The sequence below is a fragment of the Ilyobacter polytropus DSM 2926 genome, from assembly GCF_000165505.1.
Lineage (GTDB): Bacteria > Fusobacteriota > Fusobacteriia > Fusobacteriales > Fusobacteriaceae > Ilyobacter > Ilyobacter polytropus.
The window spans coordinates 86,683-109,842 of the sequence record NC_014634.1 but is presented as its reverse complement, the minus strand read 5'-3'; the positions used below and the strand labels follow the sequence as shown (position 1 = coordinate 109,842).

At 30.4% G+C, this 23,160-nt stretch carries 26 protein-coding genes and 2 pseudogenes; 11 read left to right on the top strand and 17 right to left on the bottom strand.

Annotated elements, in window-relative coordinates:
- Positions 1–61: 61 nt before the first annotated feature.
- Positions 62–1,546 (bottom strand): FAD-binding oxidoreductase, encoded by a 1,485-nt coding sequence (locus tag ILYOP_RS14945; RefSeq protein ID WP_013389308.1) that lies wholly within the window; start codon positions 1,544–1,546, stop codon positions 62–64.
- A 36-nt stretch (positions 1,547–1,582) separates the two neighbouring features.
- Positions 1,583–2,371: an SDR family oxidoreductase gene (locus ILYOP_RS14940; RefSeq protein WP_013389307.1), complete on the bottom strand. Its 789-nt coding sequence runs from the start codon at positions 2,369–2,371 to the stop codon at positions 1,583–1,585.
- A gap of 399 nt (positions 2,372–2,770) precedes the next feature.
- Between ILYOP_RS14940 and ILYOP_RS14935 the strand changes: the two genes are divergently transcribed.
- Both ILYOP_RS14935 and ILYOP_RS15440 read left to right on the top strand, forming a co-directional pair.
- Positions 2,771–3,490 (top strand): MurR/RpiR family transcriptional regulator, encoded by a 720-nt coding sequence (locus ILYOP_RS14935; RefSeq protein ID WP_013389306.1) that lies wholly within the window; start codon positions 2,771–2,773, stop codon positions 3,488–3,490.
- Between the two features lie 232 nt (positions 3,491–3,722).
- Positions 3,723–4,013: pseudogene (locus ILYOP_RS15440) on the top strand (BCCT family transporter); the annotation flags it as partial.
- Positions 4,014–4,262: 249 nt separating this feature from the next.
- Here ILYOP_RS15440 and ILYOP_RS14925 read toward each other — a convergent pair.
- Positions 4,263–4,622 carry a glutamate mutase L gene (locus ILYOP_RS14925; protein WP_041921430.1) on the bottom strand — a complete coding sequence of 120 codons (360 nt, stop codon included), beginning with the start codon at positions 4,620–4,622 and terminating at the stop codon, positions 4,263–4,265.
- Positions 4,623–4,745: 123 nt separating this feature from the next.
- Between ILYOP_RS14925 and ILYOP_RS14920 the strand changes: the two genes are divergently transcribed.
- From ILYOP_RS14920 to ILYOP_RS14905, 5 genes are all read left to right on the top strand, one after another.
- The gene (locus tag ILYOP_RS14920; RefSeq protein WP_013389305.1) at positions 4,746–5,831 is read left to right on the top strand and encodes an NADH:flavin oxidoreductase; all 1,086 of its coding nucleotides are present in this window, start codon (positions 4,746–4,748) and stop codon (positions 5,829–5,831) included.
- Positions 5,832–5,868: 37 nt separating this feature from the next.
- On the top strand, positions 5,869–6,858 hold the full coding sequence (locus ILYOP_RS14915) for a YhdH/YhfP family quinone oxidoreductase (protein WP_013389304.1): 990 nt from the start codon (positions 5,869–5,871) through the stop codon (positions 6,856–6,858).
- Between the two features lie 173 nt (positions 6,859–7,031).
- On the top strand, positions 7,032–7,454 hold the full coding sequence (locus tag ILYOP_RS14910) for a MarR family winged helix-turn-helix transcriptional regulator (protein ID WP_013389303.1): 423 nt from the start codon (positions 7,032–7,034) through the stop codon (positions 7,452–7,454).
- A 142-nt stretch (positions 7,455–7,596) separates the two neighbouring features.
- The gene (locus ILYOP_RS16095; protein ID WP_245546535.1) at positions 7,597–7,728 is read left to right on the top strand and encodes a hypothetical protein; all 132 of its coding nucleotides are present in this window, start codon (positions 7,597–7,599) and stop codon (positions 7,726–7,728) included.
- A gap of 137 nt (positions 7,729–7,865) precedes the next feature.
- Positions 7,866–8,645, top strand: coding sequence for an enoyl-CoA hydratase-related protein (locus ILYOP_RS14905; protein WP_013389302.1), 780 nt, complete (start codon positions 7,866–7,868; stop codon positions 8,643–8,645).
- A gap of 399 nt (positions 8,646–9,044) precedes the next feature.
- On the opposite strand, the gene ILYOP_RS14900 is transcribed toward ILYOP_RS14905, so the two are convergent.
- The 7 genes and pseudogenes from ILYOP_RS14900 to ILYOP_RS16295 all read right to left on the bottom strand — a co-directional run bounded on the left by ILYOP_RS14900 (position 9,045) and on the right by ILYOP_RS16295 (position 12,023).
- The gene (locus ILYOP_RS14900) at positions 9,045–9,437 is read right to left on the bottom strand and encodes a HEPN domain-containing protein (RefSeq protein ID WP_013389301.1); all 393 of its coding nucleotides are present in this window, start codon (positions 9,435–9,437) and stop codon (positions 9,045–9,047) included.
- On the bottom strand, positions 9,430–9,747 hold the full coding sequence (locus tag ILYOP_RS14895) for a nucleotidyltransferase domain-containing protein (RefSeq protein WP_013389300.1): 318 nt from the start codon (positions 9,745–9,747) through the stop codon (positions 9,430–9,432). The genes ILYOP_RS14900 and ILYOP_RS14895 overlap by 8 nt, the downstream gene beginning before the upstream one ends.
- Before the next feature lie 169 nt (positions 9,748–9,916).
- Positions 9,917–10,666 (bottom strand): recombinase family protein, encoded by a 750-nt coding sequence (locus tag ILYOP_RS14890; protein ID WP_013389299.1) that lies wholly within the window; start codon positions 10,664–10,666, stop codon positions 9,917–9,919.
- A 336-nt stretch (positions 10,667–11,002) separates the two neighbouring features.
- Positions 11,003–11,122 (bottom strand): annotated as a pseudogene (locus tag ILYOP_RS15600) (Txe/YoeB family addiction module toxin); the annotation flags it as partial.
- A 158-nt stretch (positions 11,123–11,280) separates the two neighbouring features.
- Positions 11,281–11,517 carry a YtxH domain-containing protein gene (locus tag ILYOP_RS14885; protein WP_049774920.1) on the bottom strand — a complete coding sequence of 79 codons (237 nt, stop codon included), beginning with the start codon at positions 11,515–11,517 and terminating at the stop codon, positions 11,281–11,283.
- Between the two features lie 19 nt (positions 11,518–11,536).
- Positions 11,537–11,683, bottom strand: coding sequence for a lmo0937 family membrane protein (locus tag ILYOP_RS15700; RefSeq protein WP_013389298.1), 147 nt, complete (start codon positions 11,681–11,683; stop codon positions 11,537–11,539).
- Positions 11,684–11,834: 151 nt separating this feature from the next.
- The gene (locus ILYOP_RS16295; RefSeq protein ID WP_041921429.1) at positions 11,835–12,023 is read right to left on the bottom strand and encodes a type II toxin-antitoxin system YoeB family toxin; all 189 of its coding nucleotides are present in this window, start codon (positions 12,021–12,023) and stop codon (positions 11,835–11,837) included.
- 289 nt (positions 12,024–12,312) lie between these two features.
- Between ILYOP_RS16295 and ILYOP_RS15920 the strand changes: the two genes are divergently transcribed.
- Positions 12,313–12,468, top strand: coding sequence for a hypothetical protein (locus ILYOP_RS15920; RefSeq protein WP_013389297.1), 156 nt, complete (start codon positions 12,313–12,315; stop codon positions 12,466–12,468).
- 85 nt (positions 12,469–12,553) lie between these two features.
- Here the strand turns inward: ILYOP_RS15920 and ILYOP_RS14875 are convergent, their stop codons facing one another.
- Positions 12,554–13,756 (bottom strand): ATP-binding protein, encoded by a 1,203-nt coding sequence (locus ILYOP_RS14875; RefSeq protein WP_013389296.1) that lies wholly within the window; start codon positions 13,754–13,756, stop codon positions 12,554–12,556.
- Positions 13,757–14,293: 537 nt separating this feature from the next.
- Between ILYOP_RS14875 and ILYOP_RS14870 the strand changes: the two genes are divergently transcribed.
- Entirely contained in the window at positions 14,294–15,364 is a 1,071-nt protein-coding gene (locus ILYOP_RS14870) for a Fic family protein (protein ID WP_013388075.1), read from the top strand.
- A 474-nt stretch (positions 15,365–15,838) separates the two neighbouring features.
- Here the strand turns inward: ILYOP_RS14870 and ILYOP_RS14865 are convergent, their stop codons facing one another.
- Complete coding sequence (locus ILYOP_RS14865; RefSeq protein ID WP_013389295.1) at positions 15,839–17,044, bottom strand: Fic family protein; 1,206 nt, start codon at positions 17,042–17,044, stop codon at positions 15,839–15,841.
- Between the two features lie 583 nt (positions 17,045–17,627).
- Here ILYOP_RS14865 and ILYOP_RS14860 point away from each other — a divergent pair.
- Positions 17,628–17,918, top strand: coding sequence for a plasmid mobilization protein (locus ILYOP_RS14860; protein ID WP_013389294.1), 291 nt, complete (start codon positions 17,628–17,630; stop codon positions 17,916–17,918).
- Positions 17,899–18,180: a type II toxin-antitoxin system RelE family toxin gene (locus tag ILYOP_RS14855; RefSeq protein WP_013389293.1), complete on the top strand. Its 282-nt coding sequence runs from the start codon at positions 17,899–17,901 to the stop codon at positions 18,178–18,180. Before ILYOP_RS14860 ends, ILYOP_RS14855 begins: the two co-directional genes overlap by 20 nt.
- 164 nt (positions 18,181–18,344) lie before the next feature.
- On the opposite strand, the gene ILYOP_RS14850 is transcribed toward ILYOP_RS14855, so the two are convergent.
- The 5 genes from ILYOP_RS14850 to ILYOP_RS14830 form a co-directional block, all read right to left on the bottom strand.
- Positions 18,345–20,411: a DNA topoisomerase gene (locus ILYOP_RS14850; RefSeq protein WP_013389292.1), complete on the bottom strand. Its 2,067-nt coding sequence runs from the start codon at positions 20,409–20,411 to the stop codon at positions 18,345–18,347.
- A gap of 56 nt (positions 20,412–20,467) precedes the next feature.
- Positions 20,468–20,965 carry a signal peptidase I gene (gene lepB, locus ILYOP_RS15435; protein ID WP_148223753.1) on the bottom strand — a complete coding sequence of 166 codons (498 nt, stop codon included), beginning with the start codon at positions 20,963–20,965 and terminating at the stop codon, positions 20,468–20,470.
- Between the two features lie 62 nt (positions 20,966–21,027).
- Positions 21,028–22,080: a type IV secretion system protein gene (locus tag ILYOP_RS14840; RefSeq protein WP_013389290.1), complete on the bottom strand. Its 1,053-nt coding sequence runs from the start codon at positions 22,078–22,080 to the stop codon at positions 21,028–21,030.
- 11 nt (positions 22,081–22,091) lie between these two features.
- Positions 22,092–22,847 (bottom strand): TrbJ/VirB5 family protein, encoded by a 756-nt coding sequence (locus ILYOP_RS15430; RefSeq protein WP_013389289.1) that lies wholly within the window; start codon positions 22,845–22,847, stop codon positions 22,092–22,094.
- Between the two features lie 30 nt (positions 22,848–22,877).
- Positions 22,878–23,123, bottom strand: a complete 246-nt coding sequence (locus ILYOP_RS14830) for a hypothetical protein (protein ID WP_041921428.1) — start codon at positions 23,121–23,123, stop codon at positions 22,878–22,880.
- Between the last annotated feature and the right edge of the window lie 37 nt (positions 23,124–23,160).

Genomic DNA, 23,160 nt, shown 5'->3' with positions numbered 1-23,160 from the left:
TTAGCCAATTAAATTACTCTAGTAGTAAATATATATTGTTTATTTTTAAGGATATCTTTATTTAATTTTGTTCAATATATTTTTTAATCCCGTCTACTTTCGGATAGATTGTTCCATAGTTCATGATACCTTTAGGATCAAAGACCTCTTTAAGTTTTTCCAACATATAGAATGCTGATGTATGCTCATCTTTAGCCCACTGCGAACGATATTTTCCTATTCCATGATGGTGACACATAGAACCACCTAATTTAAGAGTTTCTTCGATGACTATCTGATGGAGAGGGTGGTGGTAAATCTTCATTTCATCTTCTGGTGCACAGTTTATATTGTAGTTATATACAAAGTATAAATTAGTTCCATTTATATAACTGTGAGACGAATGTCCTCCCAACATAGTAATGTCATGAGCTCTATCAAATTCATTCCTTACTCTTTTTATAACATTGTGATAGATCTTAGGTATAGTTTCCCAATCTGCTGAAATCTCTGTGGTAAATCCATCATGAGAATCATTTTCTATCATCCCTTCAAATTCATCATCAAGATCCTGCTGACTCCAGTTAAGGTGGTTAAACCACTCCTCTATTAGAGATGAATCTACTTTCTTAATTACACCATCTTTAAACTTACTTACAGCTTCCTCTATCCCTTCACCTGTGGCATCTACTATACCTTTTGGCCCCTCAGCCATAAACACTAAAACACATTTACCTTCATGAAAATGATAGAAATGTTGTTGTGCATCCTCTTCAGAATAAGCACGTGCAACCGATGGTCTGAAGCCATTAACCATAACTTCACGTAGGATTTTTAAACCAGTATCTATATCTTCAGTTAAATATCCATAGAACTTATTATTTTCAGGGTAGTATTTAAATATTTTAACAGTCACCTCTGTTATGTAACATAGTGTTCCTTCATTACCTATAGCAAGATGTCTGATATCTGGTCCTCCAGCACGACGGGAAACATTTTTTATTTTTGAAATATGTCCATCAGGAAATACACATTCTAGTCCTACAACCATGTCTTCTATCCCACCATAAAGAGTAGAAAATTGACCGATACTTCTAGTAGCCACAAGCCCCCCCAATTGTGCTACAGGTTTAGATTGTGGTGAATGCCCAGTCGTATAACCTAATTTTCTGAGCTCGTCCTCTAAATCTAGAAGTCTTGTTCCACACTGTACAGTAGCTTGCATATTGTAGGTGTCTAGTTTTATAATTTTATTCATTTTAGAACCATCAATAACTAAAGTGTCTTCTTTCCAATTTTCAAGACCACCCTCTGTAGCAGTTTTACCACTCCTTGCTATAACATTTATATCATTATTATTACAGTATTTGAGTAAATTCTCTACATCATTTGTACAACTTGGATACACTATAGCTATAGGAGTAGGAACATCCAACACTTTTCTTGCTTTGGCATACTTTTTATATCTGTCTGATGCTGCATCGTATAACTCTTCTGCATTTGTTACAATTTGATTAACATCAACTAATGATTCTAAATCCTTTAATACTAATTCTTTTTTAGACATTTTTTCTCCTCTTTTCTTTAATTTTTATAATAAAATTTATCTTACTAGATATCCACCATCTACAGCAAGCACGTGGCCATTTACATAATTAGAAGCATTACTAGCTAAGAAAACAGTAGCTCCCATAAGATCCATTGTTTCACCCCAACGATTTGCAGGGATATGATCCAGAACTTTTTTATTTGTTTCAGGGTTACTTCTAGTCTTTAATGTTATATCAGTTGCATAATATCCAGGTGCAATTCCGTTTACTTGAATATTATATTGTGCTAGCTCATCGCAGTAAGCTTTTGTAAAACCTGCAATTCCATGCTTAGTAGCGGCGTAAGCTGGAGACCATTGACCGCCTAAGAAAGAAAACATTGAACATATATTGATAATCTTTCCGTTATTCTGAGGAATCATATATTTAGCTGCTTCGTGACTTAATTCAAATGCTGCTGTTAGATTTACACTTATCATTGGATCCCATTCATTTCTTGCAAAATCTTTTACCTCTGCTATTTTACATATTCCTGCACTATTAACTAAAATATCTATAGATCCAAGCGTTTCTACACACCTTTCAATAATTTTTTTAGGCATGCCTTCTTTTGTTATATCTGCCATCATGAATTCCATCTTTACACCTTCAGCTTCTATCAATTTTTTAGTTTCTCCGTCATCATCCATTATGCTAGGTATAAATATATTGGCTCCCGCTTTGGCTAAAGCAAGTGCAAAAGCCTGTCCCAATCCTGTATTTCCACCAGTTATAAGAGCATTTTTACCTTTTAAAGAGAAAAAATCCATTGAAAATTTTTGAATGTCATTGATATTGTTCATTCGTTACCTCCATTTTATTATATTTTTTCTAATTTTACTTCTCGCGGATGTACTTTTATTGATTAGAAAGTATTGTTACAGAAAAAGTTAATCTGATTTGGTGGTTTGTTTATCTTGATAATGAATATACCACCTGTTTTTTTTTTAGTCAATGGTTTTTTTGGAAATTTTTACATAAATTAGAATTTAAAATATAAAAATGGAAAATTTTCCATTAATTTGATCATTCAATTTATGTTAGTATTGAAAATATCATTAGTTTTTTCAATTTAAATTTTGGAAATTTTTATACTTTTTACATTTAAAATGTATTTAGGTGGAAAATTTTCTTTGATTTTGTTATTATTAATATAATAAAATATTTATTACGAAACAAAATATAAGGTGAAGGTGATTTTTATGATAGGTATTAGCCACACTAAATTGAACAATCTAGAAAAATGCATAATAGAGACTATTAATAATTCTGACAAAATAACCAGTAAACTTAAAATTTATGAAGTTGCTGAAATTGCAAAAGTCTCTCCATCTAAAATATCCAAACTTTCTAAAAAACTAGGATTTGAAAATTATAAGCAGTTTATTAAATATCTTTCTAAAGAATCTCCTTTACCACAGAAAAAAGAAACGAATCTTGAAGAAAAAAGAATAATCGATTTTTTACAAAACTTTAATATTAAGATTATAGATGATCTTATTAAAACTATAGAAAAATACCAAAATATAATATTAGTTGGATACGGTCCCTCTCTTTTAGCAGCAGAATATTTTGCATATAAATTGAAATTAGCTGTTAAAAAAAATATTATAACAACTAGTGAAGAAATGGTGATTGAAAAACTATACAATGAAGACACCATATTAATTTTATTTTCTGTAAGTGGAAAGTTTAAAAAAACCTCTGAGTTGTTAAATAAAATTTCCAATAAAGGAGGGTATATAATTCAAATATTAGATGAATACAACACAAACATTGAAATGGAAAAATTTTCACAGGTAATTTATTTAACAAAGTCATTCCAAGATGAGAACTTATTACATTATGAAAAATCGAGGAGTATCTTTTTTATATTTTTTGAAAAATTTCTTCACAGATTAAGAGAGAATGACAAACTTTAATCTAATAATATAAATATATCCAATAATAGTTATACCTTTTATATATTTAGTTTTTTTATCATATAAGTATAGTATTTGATTATTAAATTTTAGATAGATGAAATAAAAACTAAGGGGGATATTATGTTTAAACAAATTAGGCCTATTGCTTTTTGGCCTGCTTTCATACTTTTAATAGTTTCCTTAAACTCAACTGAGTTTTCCAAGATATATTTAAAATGTTACAGCCGCAAGTGATTGGATGCTTGCAAATTTTGGATGGGCATTTAATCTAATAGGCTTTTTAGTTATTATTGCTGTTGCCATCATGTATTTTTCAAAATTAAGTGAAATAAAAATAGGAGGAGTTAATGCAAAACCATTTCCATCAAATTTTAACCGATTTGCCATCACTTTATGCACAACCCTTGCAGCAGGCATAGTTTTTTGGGGAACTGCTGAACCAATTTATCACTTAGCGTATCCACCTAAAACTTTAGGAATACAACCACTTTCTCCAGAAACTGAAAAATTTGCCATGTAAACAATGTTTTTACACTGGACTTTTACTCCGTATGCGATGTATACATTGCCCACCGTTTTATTTGCAATCTCTTTCTATAATTAAAAAAAACCGTTTAGTATCGGCTCACAACTTTCTCCTATTACAGAAAAAATAGAAAATAATAAATTTTACCAGGTAATTGATGCTGTTTGTTTTGTCTGAGTGCTGGTGCAGCTTTTGGGACGTCTACTTTAAATATCGGAGGTCTCTTAATTCCACAATAGGAATTCAAAATACTCCAAGTTTATGGTTTTTAATTTCAATTTCAATTACACTTTCTCCAGCTCCTAATGATGCTTCTTTTGCTGCTTTTGATGTAAGATCTGGCACCAATCCTATCACATAAACCTTTAGCCCACCTCCTGCGGATGAACAGGCTATTTTATTTATAAAATTTATATTTTCAAAATCTATTTTTTTATTTACTTCAATTTTTAGTTTTTTGTAGGTTTTTTCAAAACCTATCATTATATCATCTTCTACAGTAGTAATATCCTTAGATGTTGCTAATATTTTTTCAGATTCAACATCAACTAATGTTAATTTATTATAGGTACTTCCAAAACCAATTAATAAATAAGCGTTCATTTTCACCACTCCTAAGTTTATTTTTAAAAATAATTGTTCTTGACATTTTTTTTTATGCGTATTATTATAATAACACTTTTAGTACGGATCCGTAATAAAAGAATAAAAAAATTGAGGTGGCTCATGAAAAAATTATTTGATGAAGTTAAAATTGGGAATTTATCAGTTAAAAATCGTTTTGTGAGAACAGCAACTTGGGAAAATATGACACAGGATGGAAAGATGAACCCAAGGTTATTTGATTTATATGAAGATCTTGCTAAAGGAGAGGTTGGTCTCATTATCACAGGATATGCAAATATTGTAGAAGAAGAACAGCCTAATGCGGGAATGTTCGGTATATATAATGACTCGTTTGTTCAAGGATATAGTGAGCTATGCAAAAGAGTTCATAGATATAACTCCAAAATCATTCTTCAAGTGGCTTATGGAGGAACTAAAACAAAGTATAACGTAGGTGCAAGAAAAATATTTGCTCCTAGTGATGTTGCAGAATTATCTACTGGAACCCTTGGGACTCCTATGACTAAAAAGGATATAAACTATATTATTAAGGCTTTTGGTCAAGCTGCAAGAAGGTCTAAAGATGCTGGATTTGACGGAATAGAGATCCATGCAGCCCATACTTATCTTATCAATCAATTTCTATCACCATATTATAATCAGAGAAAGGATGAATATGGCGGATCTTTAGAGAATAGAATGAGATTTTTAGTAGAAATATATAATGCAATGAGAAATGAAACAGATTCTGACTATCCTATTTTAGTTAAGCTGACTGCTTCTGATTTCTTTGATGGAGGATTGACATTTGAAGAGACAAGAAGAATATCCAAAAAAATGGAAGAAATAGGCATAAATGCAATAGAAGTTTCAGGAAATATCCATGGAAAAGGTGAGTCTTTAATAGGCCATGAATTTGAAGGTTATAAAATACAAGATGAAGCTTATTTTGGAAGGTTTGCTGAAATTATTTCAGAAGAACTGAAAATTCCTGTAATAACTGTTGGTGGGATAAAAACTTATGAAACCGCAGATAAAATTTTAAACTCTAGTAACATTTCAATGTTTGGATTATCAAGGCCATTACTTACAGAACCGAATCTGATAAAGAGGTGGAAAGACGGAGACAGAAAAAAAGTTAAATGTGTCAGATGCAGTAAATGCAGAACATCAGAAGGAAATTACTGTGTAATTTTTAATAAGTAAAATAGTGTAATAATCTACTAATTAGGAGGGAAAAAATATGAAGTTTAAAGCAATTAGAATTTTTGAAGAAGAGGAAAAGACGTTTGTATCAAAGATTGTTGAAAGAAGTATAGAGGAGCTTCCAGAGGGAGAAATTGTGATAAAGGTGGCATACTCATCACTTAATTATAAGGATGCACTTTCTTCTAAGGGAAACAGAGGAGTAACAAGAGAATTCCCTCATACACCTGGGATAGATGCTGCTGGAACTATTGTTTCATCTAAGGTAGATGATTTCGAAATTGGTGAAGAAGTATTAATTACTGGTTATGATTTAGGAATGAATACAGACGGTGGATTTGGTGAATATATAAGAGTACCTGCTAGCTGGGTAGTCAAGAAACCTAAGGATTTAACCCTTAAAGAAACAATGATATATGGGACAGCAGGATTTACATCTGCTTTATCTGTATATGAATTAATAGCTAACGTTAAGCCAGCAGATGGTGAAATATTAGTAATTGGTGCATCTGGAGGAGTAGGAAATCATTCAGTAAAATTCCTTGTAAAATTAGGATATAGTGTAGTTGGAGTAGTTAATACAGAAGCGGAAAGAGATTTTGTATTAAGTTTAGGAGCGACTAGAACGATTTCTAGAGAGGAAGCTGATAATACAACTGGAAAACCAATGCTTAGACCGGAGTGGGCAGGAGTCATTGACACTGTAGGGGGAAATCCTCTATCCACAGCTATTAGATCTACAAAATACAGTGGTGCAGTAACAACTTGTGGAAATGTAGCAGGTGGAGATATTCCTACAATGAATGTATATCCTTTTATTCTTAGAGGAGTAAAACTTATTGGAATTGATTCGGTTAACTGTCCTATGCCAAAAAGATTAGATGTATGGAACACATTGGCTAAAAGTTGGAAGGGTAAAAATTTAGAATCTGGAGTCGTAGAAGTATCTATGGAAGGAATATTAGATAAGATAGATGAGATGTTAGCTGGAAAATTGGTAGGAAGAGTAATCCTAAAACATAGTTAAAAAAATTCAGCATATGTAGTTAAGCAATTTAATAGAATGGATAGTAGTAGATAGGCTACAACGTTTTGGACAGTTTTCTTAAGTTCATATAAAATTAATAAAAAATAGTAGGGCTATCCTAAGTATTTAAAATCTAAACTTTCCTTATGTAAGATCTAGGAGGATAGACAACGATGAATAGTGAAAATATAGTGTATTCTATCTTTTCGGCATCTAGAAAGATTCGCCAATATTTAACTGAAGGATTTAAAGAGTATGGGATCACTCCTGAACAATGGACAGTTTTGAAAATATTATCACATAAGGAAGGAATCTCTCAAAAAGAGATTGCCTGCAAAACAGAAAAAGACCCAAATAATATCAAAGCTGTTATAGATAAACTAGAAAAAAAATCTCTGATTATTCGAAAAAAAAATTCCTTTGATAAACGAGCATTTTCTCTTTATATTACACCTGAAGGCAATAATTTATTTCTAAAAATATCTTTGATTGACCGAGCAATGTTTGACAATGTTACTGCCGATATTTCTCATGAAGAATTTTCTAACCTTGATTCTATTTTATTAAAAATCAAAAATAGTATTTCTAAAAAATAATTGGTAATAAAAATATTTTTATATTTTTAGATTATTCTCTTAATTACTGAATGATATAAACATTATTGAAAAATATACGTTTAAACCTATTGCCGAAATAATATCTACAGGTCAAGTCGGGGTAGACCCTTCTATAAGGGTTATGGCCCCTGTCCCAGCCATAAATAATGCACTGAGTAAAGTAAAAATACAACTAAAAGAGATAGAAATTTTAGAGATAAATGAAGCCTTTGCTACTAAGTCACGAGGAGTAATGGCTAAACTTTCAAAATAATATAATTTAGATCTTAAATGGTTCACGAAAAAAACTAATATCACTGGGGATGCCATAGCACTAGGACTTCCTGTAGGGGCTCTGGAAATAGAATCATAACTACTCTTATTCACGAAATGATAAAAAGAGGTGAACTTTTGAAGTATAAAAATTTAATTATAGAAACAAATGATAAAATTTGTATAGTGAAGATAAATAGACCAAAGGCGTTAAATGCTTTAAATGTAGAAACAACAGTTGAAATTTATCATTGTTTTAAAGAACTTGAAAATGATGATAATATTGATGTGATTATCATTACAGGTGAAGGGAAATCTTTTGTTGCAGGGGCAGATATATCTTATATGAAAAATCTAAATGCTGTTGAAGCTAAGGAGTTCGGTTTATCTGGTATTAACGCATTTAACGCTATCGAAAACAGTAAAAAAATTGTAATTGCTGCCTTGAATGGATTTGCATTGGGTGGTGGGTGTGAGCTTGCTATGGCATGTGACATTAGGATAGCCTCGACTAAAGCTAAAATTGGTCAACCAGAGGTTACTTTAGGAATTACTCCTGGATTTGGTGGAACTCAAAGATTTCCAAGACTTGTAGGTGTAGCTAAAGCCAAAGAGCTAATTTATACAGGGAAGATAATTGATGCTCAAGAAGCAGAGAGGATAGGATTAGTAAATAAAGTAGTAGAACCTGAATTTCTTATGGAAGAGGTTCTAGGGATGGCAAACAAAATATTAGAAAATGCAAAATTTGCTGTAAGATACTCAAAGGAGGCAATTGATAAGGGATTACAGGTAGATAAAACTACAGGTATGTATATTGAAAGTAGTTTATTTGGGTTGTGTTTTTCTACATATGACCAAAAGGAAGGAATGTTGTCGTTTCTTGAAAAAAGGAAGGCGACATTTAAAAGCAAATAAAGCGGGTCTTTCCCAAATTACGTGTAAATTACATTCCTAGTCATCTATGGGAGCTCTAGCTAGAGCTCCTTTTAAATTAAATATTTATCCATCTTTTCTGGATAAACTACTACCAGCATTCTAAGCATCTTTTCCCAGCCCCTGATCTTCTGAATCAATTTTTTAACATGTTTTTGGAAGCCAGATAAAAAACCTTTTGAAGAGAGTCATCTGTTGGAAAAATAGACTTAGAGCGGCTAATTTTTTTGAACTGACTATTAAAGGGAGTGTGAAGTTTTTTGTTTAAAATCCAGATATTATTAAACATAGACTTTGGTTGAAATATTAGCTTGAAAAAAAGAGTCCCCTTAGGAACCCTTTTTCAGTAAATTTAGGACACTTCTGTACACTTGTAAATAATTATATTTTTATTAAACTTTTAACAAAAATATAGACTTCTTCAGATAGATTTATTAGCTCAATTACTTCGTCTTCTTCTGGCATTATTTGGTTATTGTTAAAATATCTATATAGAGTGTCATTGGGGTTTAATATTCCACAAGCTTTCTTCATTTTTTCAAACTCTGGATCTTCAATAATACAAGCTTTTAAGAGCATTAATAAATTATGAGTTCTCAATTTTCTATCTTCTGTATCTTTCCCTTTATAGTTAAGATAAGCTTTCATTGCTTTTTCTGCGCATTGCTGACAATGATATGCTGAAGTATCGAGTGTTTTAGGCTCTATTAACCCTTTTTTAGCTGTTAGAAGGTCATTTTTTGATCTCTGTAATAGTTGCTCCCATTTATCCATGTAATACTACCCCCTTGCTGTCCACATAACTTTCAAGACTACCCCTAGTATTCTTTGATAAATTAAACTCTTCAGATGTTTCGACTACCAAGTCCACTGGAAAATCTAAATCAAAAAGAATATCAGTAGCTTTGGCTATCCTTTTCCCAAGGCTTAATTCTTTAAATTTATTGCTAATTACCAATATATCTAAATCACTATCCTCTGTAGGTTCTCCCCAGGCATAAGATCCAAATACATATACTCTTTCAGCATTGTATAATATTTGTAATTTATCTCTTAATAGGTTGATTTTTCTAAGATTAATCATTTTACCCTCCCAAAATAAAGCATATTTTTATTATATATTATCTTCTGTAAATACTCAACTTCCTTTATCTCTTACATTTATTATTTAATGGTCAAACTCATGCTTATAAGCGAAGGGATTTTAGAAACGTTATTTTAGCTATGGTTCAATAAAAAATTATAGATGATTTTTAAGATTTATTCAACTTTAATTTATATGCCGTAGTTCTACCAACCCCGTATAGCTTAAGTTTTTCTAAAGCTTCTTTCTGCATAATTTCCCTAGAATTCCATCTTCTAAGAATATCATTTACTTCAGGAGTGACCTCTATACAGGGTCTTCCCCACCCTCTGTCTTCCTTTCTAAGCCTGTCCTGTGCTATCTTTACCCCTTCCTTAACTCTGAGGGCTATATTTCCCCTCTCAGCTTCTGCTCTGAGAGCTTCATTTTCAAGTTGTTGGTCTATCATTCCTATCATCAATTTTTTGATGAGCTCCCCCAGTCCACTGATAAAGTCATCTAACAGACCATTTCCAGTGTCCATGGTGAAATCCTTAAATATCTCTGCTTGTTTCTCTGCTTGGGCTTTCAAATCTTCACTAGATAGGTAAGGAGTATCGATTATAAGAATATTAATTCCTATGTCCACAAGATTCCAGTATTCTTTTAAAATAAATTTTTTATCTCTCCCCAGTCTGTCCAAATTTTTAATCAAGAGGTAATCTCCAGGAACCATGAGTTTTTTCATTTCAGAATACATGTCTCTATCTTCGGCATTGGATTTTCCAGTTATCTTATCTCCTCTTATAAAAATATTATCTAATCCGTAATCTTCAAATATTTTTATCTGTCTGCCTTCACTCTGTTTTGAAGTTGACACTCTCCAGTAAGCCCAAACTCTTTTTTTATCTTTAAATAACAAATTTACCCTGTTTTTCATGTTTCACCTCTATTTTAAGTTCAAATTACAATTTTTAAAACTAATATATTGTACTACTAGTTCATAAAATTCGCAAACGTGTATTTTGAACTTGTGAAAAGTATGATTTTAAAAAAGTACAGAATACTGTAGTATTTTGAATTATAAATATTTAAAATAATTAAAAGAAGTATTTTCCCATAAAAAAAAAGGCACTTCGGAAAGGACCTTTTTCTTTTTGATCTTAATTGAAATATTGTTATTTTTATAATGATTTTAATATAGACTGTTTGACTTGTTATAGTCTATCCAGTTTTGAACATAATATCGCTAAATTAAAATAGTTTCAAGCAATGGCTAAGATCTATCGTAATGGTATCTGCATTGGTGAACTATTATTTCATTTGAATCTACTTCATAAACTAAACGATGTTCACGATCAATTCTTCTAGAACATAAACCAGAAAGACTACCTTTAAGAGGTTCAAGGGCACTTGGCTAACCACAAAATCATATTTAGTTTTATATACAATTCCCCTCATATGATAAGGTATAAAATTTTCTCAATCTTTAACAATATAAGTTGTCCCCATTGCAGTAGCTTCGACAACTTCCTTCATATCCACCTTTGAAGCCTATTCTTTAACATTTTCTTTCATTTCTGTAGCCTTTTCCGCAACATTCTCTTTCGTTTCCGTAGCCTTTTCTGCAACATTTTCTTTCATTTCTGTAGCCTTTTCTGCAACATTTTCTTTCATTTCTGTAGCCTTTTCTGCAACATTTTCTTTCATTTCCGAAGTCTTTTCTTTAATATTCTCTTTCATTTCCGAAACCTTTTCTTTAACAGCATCTACAAATAAATTTTTTTTCATAAAAAGCCCTCCTTGATTCTTATAACTTTCTTCCACGTATTATCCGTATCAATATTACAATTATCGCAATTACTAGAAGAATATGTATAAAACTACTCATAGTATACGAACTAACTATTCCTAAAATCCATAATATTATTAGGATTACAGCAATTGTTTCTAACATCCTATCACCGCCTTTAAAATTTAATATTAATCCTTTTCACTATTTTTTAATTTCCTCTACCTCTTAATTTTCTTATACAAACTTCTATGATTTTCTTTGCTGTTGTCTTTAATAATTTAAATTAATAAAACAGTTTCGGCTATAAAAATATTCAAAAGAAAATGGATAAACCCTTCAAAAAAATGGATAGGCTACAATGTCTCTTAGGCTTGCCTATACCCTCAAATGGATGTCTTAATACTTCTTTGATCAATTTCTGAATTTTTTTCTGAATTTTTCTGTCAGTATCACACCAATATGTGTTATCTTCCCAGCCGATTTCTGTAAAGGAAAGGTTCATTACTCCTCCTTGAAAAATTTCTTTAATTGTAATGAAAATTGTACAAAAATTCAAATGATATACTTTTAAGAATTTTTAATCAAAAAAGTCTAAGTATAAACATTACACTTACACCTTGGTTAAAATATTATGATTTATATATTACTTTAAAAAACTGTCCAACTTATTGTAGCCTATCCAATTTAAACAATGTTAAAAATGTTAATTTATATTTAGATCAGATATGTGACTTTACACTTATATCTTGATAATTAATATAAAAAAATTAAAAAAAGGATGGTAAGAAAAAATGAGCTGTAATAATGAAAGGTGTACTTGTCCTAATATCAAATGTATCCGTCATGGTAAATGCTGTGAATGCATAAATCATCATATGGAAAATGGAGTTACTGTTCACTGTATGAAGGATAGTGACCTTTCATATTGGGAAAATGTCAAAAAATAGTTAATTATACCTTTCTAAAAAAGGCGGGATTTGAAGCCTACATGAAATACGAATAAAAAAAAGTCCCATTTTCAGGGACTTTTGACTATTCAATCAAGAAGTCTATGATATTTTTAACTTTGATCCCAGAGTAGTCATTGAAAATGATTTGGTCCATAGTCAAAATATATTTCGGATAGTTATCAGAAATGGATTCTAGAGGTCTAAGCTCTCGCTCTCTCGTTTTCGTATCCATGATTGTAGCTGAAACTTGATAGTAGATTTTTTCGTCTGTTTTTGAGGCGACGAAGTCGACTTCTAAGGAACCGATTTTTCCAATAGTCACTTCATAGCCACGTCTTAATAGTTCCAGATAAACTACGTTTTCTAAAACATGACCATAATCTGTGTTACCTAGGCTGGTCAATCTATTGCGTATACCTATATCAACGATGTAATACTTTTCAAGGGTTTTTAGAAACATCTTCCCTTTTAAGTCATAGCGGTTTGCCTTGTAAATGATAAATGCATTTTCAAGCATCCTAAGATAATTATCAATCGTATCACTAGTAGTCTTCCTCCCACTACTGGTAAGATAGTCGCTAATTTTTTTAGTAGAGACGATACTTCCGATATTGGCAGCGATAAATTTCAAAATACTTTCAAGAAGGGCGGCATCCCTGACCCCATTCCTTTCAATAACGTCCTTCATAAGCACAGTATTGTAGATGCCTTCCAGGAAAGGACCGATTGTATCTGGATTATTTAATAGATCAACTACTGTAGGAAGCCCACCGTATTGAAGATATTGATTAAATTTTTCTTGGAGATTCATTTCTTTATCTGATTCTAAGAAATATAAATACTCTTTAAAGGATAAAGGCTGCATTTTGATTTCAACATATCTGCCCGATAGCAATGTGGAAAGTTCTGAAGACAAAAGATAAGCATTTGACCCAGTTATATAGATATCTACATTGGCATCGACAAGGAAAGAATTAATAACTTTTTCCCATGAAGAAACCTGCTGGACTTCATCAAGAAGAATATAATATTTTTTATTTGTGTCACTAATGCGTTCTTTAATGTGTGCATGGAGTTCCTTATAACTGATAATTTCATCGAACTCAAATGACTCAAAGTTCATACGGATAATGTGTTTGTTGTCAACACCGCTGGCGATCAGATGATTTTCAAATAGTGAAAGTAGGGTTGACTTACCCGAACGTCTTAAACCGGTGATTACCTTAATTAATTTTTTATCCCTAAACTGAATGAGTTGATTAAGATAAAGATCTCTATTTTTCATAATATCACCTCTTAAATAGAGTATAACAAAAAAAAACTATACTTTCAATTTTTATTCGACTATACTCGAAAAAGTTTTATAATAATAACTTTTATTGGATTATAAAATAGAAAGTGAGTCCGGTGTAATAACTAGATTTAATCTCTTTTTTATCTCTATATATTGTAGAAATAACTTGATAAATAAGTATTTTAGAGTGATACATACTTTGACGACTAAACCCTAAAATCCTTTATTTATAGATGTTTTAGGTTTTTATATTTCAACGAGGGGTCCCGTCAGGAAAATTCGGATTTACAACGCTAAGGAATTTTCATGAGGGGACCCCATTTAAGATTCAATTATTTGTAGTAATGTGTATTTAAGTAAAAAAATAAATTCTACCACAAACCTCCAATTAAAATCTTTATTACTCATAAAAAATATATTATGGTAAAAAAATAAAAAAATTACCATTTCATAAAATATAGTGGTATAATTAACTCATATTAAATGATTATGGTAATTTATCATTAATTTTACCATTTGGAGGAGAAGATGACACCTAATAATGATTTAAAAATTTTGCCACCTAAAATAGATATAGAAACTGTTTCAGTATTAAAGCAGCTGAACAAATCAAGTAGAGCTCTTGCAGAATTAAAAGCATATTCAGAATTAATACCCAATAAAGAAATACTAATAAGTTCATTAGCTCTGCAGGAAGCAAAAGCCAGTTCAGAAATAGAGAATATAGTTACTACTAATGACAGTTTATACAAAGCAATCGCTATTGATGAAAAGAAAATTGATCCAAGCACAAAAGAAGTTTTAAACTACAGAACTGCCTTATGGAGAGGAGTAGAATTAGTAAAAGAAAAAGGGTTTATTAGTACCAATCTTATTATAGAAATTCAAGAAACTCTTGAAAATAATAGCGGTGGGATCAGAAAAATTCCAGGGACAGCTCTAAAAAATGCACTAACAGATGAAGTAATCTACACTCCTCCGTCAGGAGAAGAACTTATAAGGCAGCTATTAAGAAATTTAGAAGAATATTATAATATAGAAACTGATATCGACCCCTTAATAAAACTAGCTATATCTCATTATCAGTTTGAGGCTATCCACCCTTTTTATGATGGAAACGGAAGAACAGGAAGGATTCTTAATATTCTTTATCTTCTCAAAGAAGGACTGTTAGAATCTCCGATACTATATCTAAGTTCATATATTATCAAAAATAAAGGATTATACTATAAACTTCTAGAAGAAGTTACAATAAATGAAGCCTGGGAGAAATGGGTCTTATATATTTTAAAAGCCATTGAAATTACTTCCAGAGATACCTTAGAACTTGCCAAGAATATTAAAAGTCTTATGGACATAACAACCCAAGAAGTAAAAAATAAACTTCCTAAAATATATAATAAAGAGTTAATAGAATTTATCTTTACAGAGACCTATACTAAGGGATCTCACCTTGTTGAACAGGGTTTCGCTACTAGAAAAACTATGACTAAGTATCTTAGAGCGTTAGAAGAAATTGGAATTTTAAAAAGTGAGAAAGTTGGAAGAGAAGTTATATATATAAACGTCCATCTTTTCAATCTTTTAAAAGGAAGTTAATACAAAGAAGTTTATTTTTAATTTATACCTTTCCAAAATGAATTAATATAATATTCAAAAGATTAGGCACTCCGAAGAGTGCCTTTTTGTGGTTAAAATCTAGGTGCTATTACGTTTAGACCTTGGCTGAAATATTATGATTTTTATATGACTTTAAGAAAACTGTCAAACTATCCATTTAAGATCAAACACCAGTAGAGTACAAAATGAATAACCTTAAAAAAGTTGTCTAAAAAAGTGGTGCCATTCCATAAAATTCAACTTAAAATAGAAAAATTTTAAGCAATTTTTAGGAAAATCAACAAAACATTGAAAACACTGGGCTAAACAAATAAATGATCCGTTTTCCCTAAAAAAACCGACCACGGCCTTTAAAGCTATTGTTATTTACAATAGAAAAGGCCATTGCAATACTGAAAATTATACAGTACTTTTGCAACAGCCTAATTTAGTCTTAGAATAAAACTGTCAAATTTATTGTGGTTTATCTAAATTTGTTCTCAAACGATATTGGTATTTTTTCCCTACTTTTTCCTTTAAATAAACTCTCATTTCAACCAGAATATTTAAGTCTTTTCTAGCAGTCTCTTGTGTTACTTTATTTATTTTCCTATAAAACTCTATATCTATAGATTCTTTTCCAAAAGAGATAGTCTTTTCTATTATTTTTTCCTGTCTTTTGTTAAGAGCTACTCCTCTTTTTTCTAAATCTAGTTTTATAACTTGTTTGAGATATTCTCTCTTGAAATCATTTCTAACTTTTACAATGCTTTTTAGAATCATTTCAGTATAGAAAATTGCAAAGTAAGTCATATCACTTTCGTAGTCTTCTGAATTTTTAATAGATTTATAATATCCCTGTCTAGCTTCCTTTATTAAGCTTGATATAGAAAAATACTTAAAAAAGCTATAACCATTTTGAATAAGATACATATAGGTTAAAGCACGTGCAGTTCTTCCATTTCCATCATAAAATGGATGAATATATACAAAATAATAGTGAATGATTATTGCCTTTAGAATTGGATGTATTCTTTCATCAGATTCAGTTCTGATAAAATGAATTAGTAAATTCATCATACCTTCAACATTTTCAGCCTTTGGAGGAATATATATAACCTCTTCTAAATTTCTAACCTCGTTTTCACCTGTTCTGTATTTTTCAACGACTTCATCTATTTCCAATGTAGAATTGGTTATTATATGATATATATCAAGGATTATTCTTTCAGAAATAGGATTACTTATTTTTTCTAAGACATAAATCAAAGCGTTGTAATTGTTGAGGACCATTTGCTCATCCTTGTTTTTGGGCTGCTCTTTTTTTTCTATCATGTCTTTGGTACGTTTTTTAGTTGTATGTGCACCTTCAATGACACTCGAATAGAATGCTTCATCTGCTTGTGCTCCGAGCATTACATTCATCTTAGTTTCCTCATCAAGTTCTTCAAAAATATTCTGTCTTGCCAAGTCATCAATTTTTGCTATATTTTCTTTAAGTTTATCAGTAAGGACAAAAAAAATATTTTTAGATTTTTGATCGATAAGTGGAATTTCAATACCTATATTCTTTCTGTATTCCATTAATTCTGCCCAGACTACATTGATGTCCTTATCTGTTTTCAAACGATATAATAGATCTGTTCTGTTCATATATAATGGTGAATTGTAGTTATCCATAATCCTCCCCTTTTTTAATATTTTAAAACTATTTTATTACTAAATTCTAACTATTATAAGATTAAATGTCAAGTATATAACCCATTATTTTCAATGTTTTGGTTTATAATTATATATTGTATGAATTTAATTCTAATCGTCCTTAATTAGTAGTAATTTAATCAAAAAAGTCTAAGTATAAACATTACACTTAGACCTTGGTTGAAATATTATGATTTTTATATGACTTTAAGAAAACTGTCAAACTATCCATTTAAGATCAAACACCAGTAGAGTACAAAATGAATAACCTTAAAAAAGTTGTCTAAAAAAGTGGTGCCATTCCACGAATTCAGGGGAAAGTATTATTATAAATGAAAATTTAGACGAAGATGTATAAATAAGAAAAAAATAAAATAAATAAAGTTCATAATTTTATTACGAAAATTGATTGGAACTACTTTTTCTATTTCAGAAAATAAGAACATAAAATATAATATCCAATATATTTACAGGTCTCCGTATTTAATTCTTTCAGGTTATCATCTTGATATTATTTACCTAGTGGTGTATAATGGTGTATATGAGATGAGGGGGAATTTTTATGCCACAAGCTTTTAAAAGACATAATATTTTATTTTCGGATGAAGAGTGGGAATTGATAACTGATAAAGCTAAGGAGCTTAAAATTTCTGTCAGTGAGTTTATAAGAAAAACTATGGCCAAAGAAATACAAGAGAGAGAGAATCAAGATCTTTTGAACTATATAAATCAAAACTGTGAATTTGTATCTCCTGAGGAAGAAAAAGATATAATGCTTCTGCTAGAAGATATAGATTTAAATGATGATTCTGACGGAGTAGAGGTGACTGTGGATGACATATTACAGGGTTAGATATAAAAAAGAAGCCCAAAAGTTTTTATTAAAAAATAAAAAGGTTGGACTCCAATTTCATAGAGTCTTTGATAGTATATCAAAAGACATAGAATCAGTAGATTTATATAATATTAAAAACCTTCAAGACTATAATAATTTAAAGAGACTTAAAATTGGAAATTATAGATCTATTTTTAAGATGGATAGCGAAGGGCAGTTAATTATAGTTGCAATTATTGGTCCACGTGGTGATATATACAAAAAAATAAAAGGTCTTTAGGGAAGTTTCCAAAATTTAGTGGGGTCTTTCATTTTTTATTTTTTAGGGTTTCCAAAATTCAAACTAAATTTTGGAAACCCTTTACTAGTCTATTTGTACTATCATATAAGCTTCTTCAGAATCATATTTTTATGAGCCAATAGATCGAGGGTGTGAAATAATCCCTACTTTTTTGGGAAGCTGTCTAATTCGAAATTTATATAGTCACCATTTAGTTTTAATTTTAAGTATGCCTCATATTCTTTCCCAGATTTATTCTTAAGTTTAAACAGAGCTTTTCTAGACTTATTTAACAATAGTTTGGCTTTTGTTTTGGTTATTTTTATTTTATTATCATAATGTTTTGAGTCTTCCCAAAGGACAAATTTACATCCTTCTTTATATGCTTCACAATAATAAGTGATCTTTTTAGTTTTTGTTTTTCCCTGATAAATATTTTTTCCACATTTAGGGCAAATTCCAATAATTTCCTTATCATAGCTTTTAGTATTTATCTTATCGATTTCAACTTTTTTTGAAATAGTTATATCTAATTCTTCTTTTGTGAGTGATATCAGAGATTCTAATGATGTCTCTCCTCTGGATATTTTTTTTAAAAGTTTAGAAAACTCTATTGTTCGGTTTTTATATAGATTTATCTGAAGAATATCCAGTGTTTTTATCAAATCTTCTCCCAAGGGCTCTATGGAAAAGTTTTGTCCTTTCTGACTAAGATATTTTTCTTTTATGCATTTTTCTACAATACCAGTTCTTGTTGCTTCAGTCCCTATTTCAACACCCTCAAGAATTGCTTTATATTCTTCGTTTTCAGTAGTTTTTTCTGTTTTAAATGGATTTTTAAGAAAGCTTGATAATGAACTTTCTGTTATTTTAGATGGTGCTTGAGTTTCCTTTGAGACTATCTTAAAATCTACTTTAAATATATCACCTACATTGAGTTTTGGTAGGTTATTTGTAATCTTTTGGGGTTCATATTTTAAAAAGCCCTCATTTTCAATTGTTTCACCTTTCAATGTAAATATTTCTTCATTAACTCTTATTTTTAAAGTGGTTTTAGATATAATTGTTTCCTCATCTAAAAAATTAGATACAAAACGATTAAAGACCGTCTTGTATATTGTTTTTTCTAAGGCTTTGAGCTCATCTTTTTTAGGTCTTTTAGTGGTGATAATAATAGCACTATGGCTTTCTAGTTTATTATCATCAAAGATAGACTTGAGTTTTTTTACTTTAAGATTTACCTCCGGGTAATTCTTTATAATTGATTCTATTTTAGGTATTTCATTTATGCTAAGATACTCTGTATTTGTTCTTGGATATGTAATATATCCCTTTTCATATAAACTCTGTATAGACTTCATAGAGGCTTGAAAATTAATTTTATGTGATTTAGATAATTCTGATTGTAATTGAGAAAGAGAAAACAGTTTTTTAGGATATTTTTTTACTTTTTCTTTTTTTAAATCTGAAACAAGAGCTTGTGAATTATTAAGTAAATGTCCTTTTTCTTCAGCTTTGGCTGCATCTTTTAACTTAAACTTTTCTTTAACTTCTAATTTAATACCTTCAGTTTCTGAAACTAGTTGCAAGTATTTTTCTGGTTTAAAATTCTTTATTTCTAAATCTCTGTCATAAATAAATTTAACAACTGGGATCATAACCCTGCCTGCTCTCAGAAGAGTACCCTTTTTTAAGCTGATATGCCTCGTAATATTTATTCCAAGAATCCAATCTAGGTAAGTTCTAGCGTATCCTTCAGCAGCTAAATTTGTATATTTTTCATTAGGCGACAGATTTTTCAGCTCTTTTCTTATGGTGTCTTCTGTTTGTTCTGGTAGCCATAGCCTGGTAACTTTTAAATTTGTTTTTAGGGTATCTATAATAATATCAACAATAATTTGTCCTTCACGATCTGCATCTCCACAATTTACTATCTCAGTAATAGGGTTTTCTTTAATGATCTTTTGTAATATTTTGAACTGCTTTTGTATACCTTCATTGTTCTTGAGTTTAAACTCAAATTTTTCAGGAATAAAGGGAAGAGAAACATCCTGCCACCGTTTATTCTCTCCAAAATAATCATTTACAGATTTAAGTTCAAACAAATGCCCAAAAGCAAAGCTTACTATATATTTATTTGTAAAAAAATAGCCCTCTCTCTTTTGAAATTGTCCTAAAGCCCTTGCCACATTTAAAGCCAGACTAGGTTTTTCACATATAATTAACTTCATAAATCTGCTCCCCTTATATTTATTTATAAAACTGAAAAACACACTAATTTCAAATTTTAATATTTTAGTATCAGTTTAGCTTTATTTTTTATCTCCGATCTCTTAATCGCTCCAAAATATCTGCTATCAAAGGAATTAGGATTTATCCCAAGGACAAAGAATTCGTTAGATTTAGGCTGTAAATCTCTAGTAGATAGGTAAGGAAGATTTCTTCCATTAGAATCTTTACTTTTAATATATGAGTGAAATTTTCCATTTATATATAGTTTATCATCTATCCTGAATATATTTTCTTTTTCAGTGGCAACTACTTTTTTCAGCAATTTTTTTACATCTTTTTTAAGATACTTTCTTCCGTGTATATACTTTTCAGATTTTTTAGGTATATTGAAAATAACTATATCTCCTTTTGTAATTTCTCCTGTTCCAATAAGCCAATAGACTCCTCTAGGAAGGCTACTGCTTACATTGATGGTGAGATGGTTTCTTACTGCAAATAAAATCGAGACAAGGCTCAAAATCAAAATTATCAAATAGAAATTATATTTTTTCATATCAACGTCTATCACATCCAAATATTAGGGTCTTTTTTTAAGTTAAATATTTAATCTTCTATTTAATCGGTTTTTTTGGAATTTTGATACAACTCTGAGTTTTCTTTTCCACCAGGTGAGGTTATATTATTATTTGATCTACTTAAACCTGACATCATTTTACTAACTCTTTGACCAGCAGTATGAGCTCTTCCACCTTTAGAAATATCTCCAAGGCTTTCTTTCCCAGAGACTCCTAATCCAAAATTAATAAAGTTTTTACCACTACCAACCATAGCCCCTGCAGCTCCGCCTATTGCTGCAGCTCCTGCATTTGTGCCACTTTTTATAAAACCAGCCAGATCTCCACTAGATAAGTTAGGATTTCCTGTTAAAAGTGATGCCGCCAGTCCTGGAGTCCTCCAGATTAAATACATAATAGACATTACTATACTTAGTACATGAAGAGCAGGCAACAATCCCATATTTTCAGGGATACTTATTTTTGAAAGAATTTTATAGCTAGCCCCTAGTGTTAAAGCTAATGTCATTATTTTTATCCCCATGGAAAGTATAACAGAAAAAGCTTTTTCTGTTATAAATGAAGTTTTATCAAGAGCAGCAAATGGTATAAAGATTATCGTGATACCAGTAAGAGCATAAAATTCTAGCCATACGACAAAGACCTGAAATGCAATTGCAATGGCACAGAAATACATTACAAGTATAATCACCCAGTACATGAGACCGGTTTTCGTAAAAAGGGCAGCATTATCATATAAGGGGGTAGTTATATTAAAAATCTCAGTTAACAAGTTGCTTGGATTCCTTAAAAGTTCTCCGTCAAAAAAGCCAGTAGAATTGACTCCGATTTTGACAAATCCCCCTTGTATTTCAGTTAAGATATATTGATATTCGTCTATTATCCAGTACAGGAACCCTATTTTAAATGCTTTTCTACATAATGTTTTTATCCAATTAATTTCATCAACTTTGAAAATAAGCAATCCAAAATCAATTATTGTTAAGGTAAGAAGAAGCCAAAGGGCTGTTTCTTTCAAATTTTCAGGAATACTAAAAAATTCTTCAGAAAGTGTTTCAAGTGTTTTAGTTAAAATTTGGGTATCACTATACATATAGTTTCCTCCTAGAAAAACTGCCCTAATAAATTACCTTCATCATCTATAATTCCTGAAGATTCGTTGCTGGTGTCCATATCATGTCTTAAGTTAGAATTTTCATTCTGTTGATTTATTATTTTTTCTTGATTTTCATTTACAATATAAGTTGATTGCAATTTAAGACTTTGACCTATTAAATATTTTAATTCCATTAGTTGCTGAGATGTCCCTGCAGAGAGTTGTACTACTGCCTGGATTGCTTGTAGCTGCCCCACTGCATCTTTAGCCGTATCCATAATGGCATCTATTTTTTCTGTGTCGTTATTATATTTTTCAGGAGATATTATTTCCAAAGATTTCATTGCGTCATATGTGACATCATTAATTTCTTTGGAAAGTTCTTCTGCTTTTCTTGAATAATCACTGGCTTTAAGGTAAGAATCATCAGTATAATCTGGATAAAGTTCCATAAACTTACTTTGAAGATCGGTGTAGTTATTAATTGTTGACTGAGTACTATTTTGTAATGCAATTATTCTTTGGAGATTGTTTCTGAGGTTCTGTATCGATCCCATGCTCAAACTTAAATCAAATTTTTCAAGTTGTTTAGCTTGATTAACAAGACTTTTAGCTTGGTTTTCAAGACCTCTTATCTGATTGTCAATCTGCTCAAGAATATTTAATTTATTTTCTAAATTTACCGCGTAATTTATTGGGTCATGAACAGTAAAAGAGTATGTCAATGAAGATATGATTATAAAAAAAATTAAAATAAATTTCATAGTATAGATTCCTCCAAAACTTTAAAATATTTATTCTTTCTTGATTTGTCTCATGATTTTAGCTATATGGACATTTTTAGTTGAGTTAAAAATTTTTTTGTGTAGTGTATTCATAGACTTTGTATCAGTGGTTTTTAGATAATTTATTTTAGCTGTTTCTAAGATTTTAAGCTTCTTCTCATCAGGTAAACGGTTATATTCCTCAAGTAAAACATTGTTTTCAAATTCTATTTTTTCAAGATTCTCTAGGTCATTTTTTACTTTTTCTTTTAACATTTCAGAGGTTATTACATCTGGTGTTATGATGGTTTAG

What these genes read in the sequence shown, in the direction of transcription:
- ILYOP_RS14855 (WP_013389293.1), top strand. Translation starts at nt 17,899, where the DNA reads ATGACATATTACAGGGTTAGATATAAAAAAGAAGCCCAAAAGTTTTTA.
- ILYOP_RS14865 (WP_013389295.1), bottom strand. Translation starts at nt 17,044, where the DNA reads ATGGATAACTACAATTCACCATTATATATGAACAGAACAGATCTATTA.
- ILYOP_RS14935 (WP_013389306.1), top strand. Translation starts at nt 2,771, where the DNA reads ATGATAGGTATTAGCCACACTAAATTGAACAATCTAGAAAAATGCATA.
- ILYOP_RS14945 (WP_013389308.1), bottom strand. Translation starts at nt 1,546, where the DNA reads ATGTCTAAAAAAGAATTAGTATTAAAGGATTTAGAATCATTAGTTGAT.
- ILYOP_RS14940 (WP_013389307.1), bottom strand. Translation starts at nt 2,371, where the DNA reads ATGAACAATATCAATGACATTCAAAAATTTTCAATGGATTTTTTCTCT.
- ILYOP_RS14875 (WP_013389296.1), bottom strand. Translation starts at nt 13,756, where the DNA reads ATGAAAAATAGAGATCTTTATCTTAATCAACTCATTCAGTTTAGGGAT.
- ILYOP_RS14925 (WP_041921430.1), bottom strand. Translation starts at nt 4,622, where the DNA reads ATGAACGCTTATTTATTAATTGGTTTTGGAAGTACCTATAATAAATTA.
- ILYOP_RS14850 (WP_013389292.1), bottom strand. Translation starts at nt 20,411, where the DNA reads ATGAAGTTAATTATATGTGAAAAACCTAGTCTGGCTTTAAATGTGGCA.
- ILYOP_RS14920 (WP_013389305.1), top strand. Translation starts at nt 4,746, where the DNA reads ATGAAAAAATTATTTGATGAAGTTAAAATTGGGAATTTATCAGTTAAA.
- ILYOP_RS14895 (WP_013389300.1), bottom strand. Translation starts at nt 9,747, where the DNA reads ATGATTAATCTTAGAAAAATCAACCTATTAAGAGATAAATTACAAATA.
- ILYOP_RS14915 (WP_013389304.1), top strand. Translation starts at nt 5,869, where the DNA reads ATGAAGTTTAAAGCAATTAGAATTTTTGAAGAAGAGGAAAAGACGTTT.
- ILYOP_RS14830 (WP_041921428.1), bottom strand. Translation starts at nt 23,123, where the DNA reads ATGTTAAAAGAAAAAGTAAAAAATGACCTAGAGAATCTTGAAAAAATA.
- ILYOP_RS14900 (WP_013389301.1), bottom strand. Translation starts at nt 9,437, where the DNA reads ATGGATAAATGGGAGCAACTATTACAGAGATCAAAAAATGACCTTCTA.
- ILYOP_RS14840 (WP_013389290.1), bottom strand. Translation starts at nt 22,080, where the DNA reads ATGTATAGTGATACCCAAATTTTAACTAAAACACTTGAAACACTTTCT.
- ILYOP_RS14885 (WP_049774920.1), bottom strand. Translation starts at nt 11,517, where the DNA reads ATGAAAAAAAATTTATTTGTAGATGCTGTTAAAGAAAAGGTTTCGGAA.
- lepB (WP_148223753.1), bottom strand. Translation starts at nt 20,965, where the DNA reads ATGAAAAAATATAATTTCTATTTGATAATTTTGATTTTGAGCCTTGTC.
- ILYOP_RS15920 (WP_013389297.1), top strand. Translation starts at nt 12,313, where the DNA reads ATGAGCTGTAATAATGAAAGGTGTACTTGTCCTAATATCAAATGTATC.
- ILYOP_RS15430 (WP_013389289.1), bottom strand. Translation starts at nt 22,847, where the DNA reads ATGAAATTTATTTTAATTTTTTTTATAATCATATCTTCATTGACATAC.
- ILYOP_RS14890 (WP_013389299.1), bottom strand. Translation starts at nt 10,666, where the DNA reads ATGAAAAACAGGGTAAATTTGTTATTTAAAGATAAAAAAAGAGTTTGG.
- ILYOP_RS14870 (WP_013388075.1), top strand. Translation starts at nt 14,294, where the DNA reads ATGACACCTAATAATGATTTAAAAATTTTGCCACCTAAAATAGATATA.
- ILYOP_RS16295 (WP_041921429.1), bottom strand. Translation starts at nt 12,023, where the DNA reads ATGAACCTTTCCTTTACAGAAATCGGCTGGGAAGATAACACATATTGG.
- ILYOP_RS15700 (WP_013389298.1), bottom strand. Translation starts at nt 11,683, where the DNA reads ATGTTAGAAACAATTGCTGTAATCCTAATAATATTATGGATTTTAGGA.
- ILYOP_RS16095 (WP_245546535.1), top strand. Translation starts at nt 7,597, where the DNA reads ATGGCCCCTGTCCCAGCCATAAATAATGCACTGAGTAAAGTAAAAATA.
- ILYOP_RS14910 (WP_013389303.1), top strand. Translation starts at nt 7,032, where the DNA reads ATGAATAGTGAAAATATAGTGTATTCTATCTTTTCGGCATCTAGAAAG.
- ILYOP_RS14860 (WP_013389294.1), top strand. Translation starts at nt 17,628, where the DNA reads ATGCCACAAGCTTTTAAAAGACATAATATTTTATTTTCGGATGAAGAG.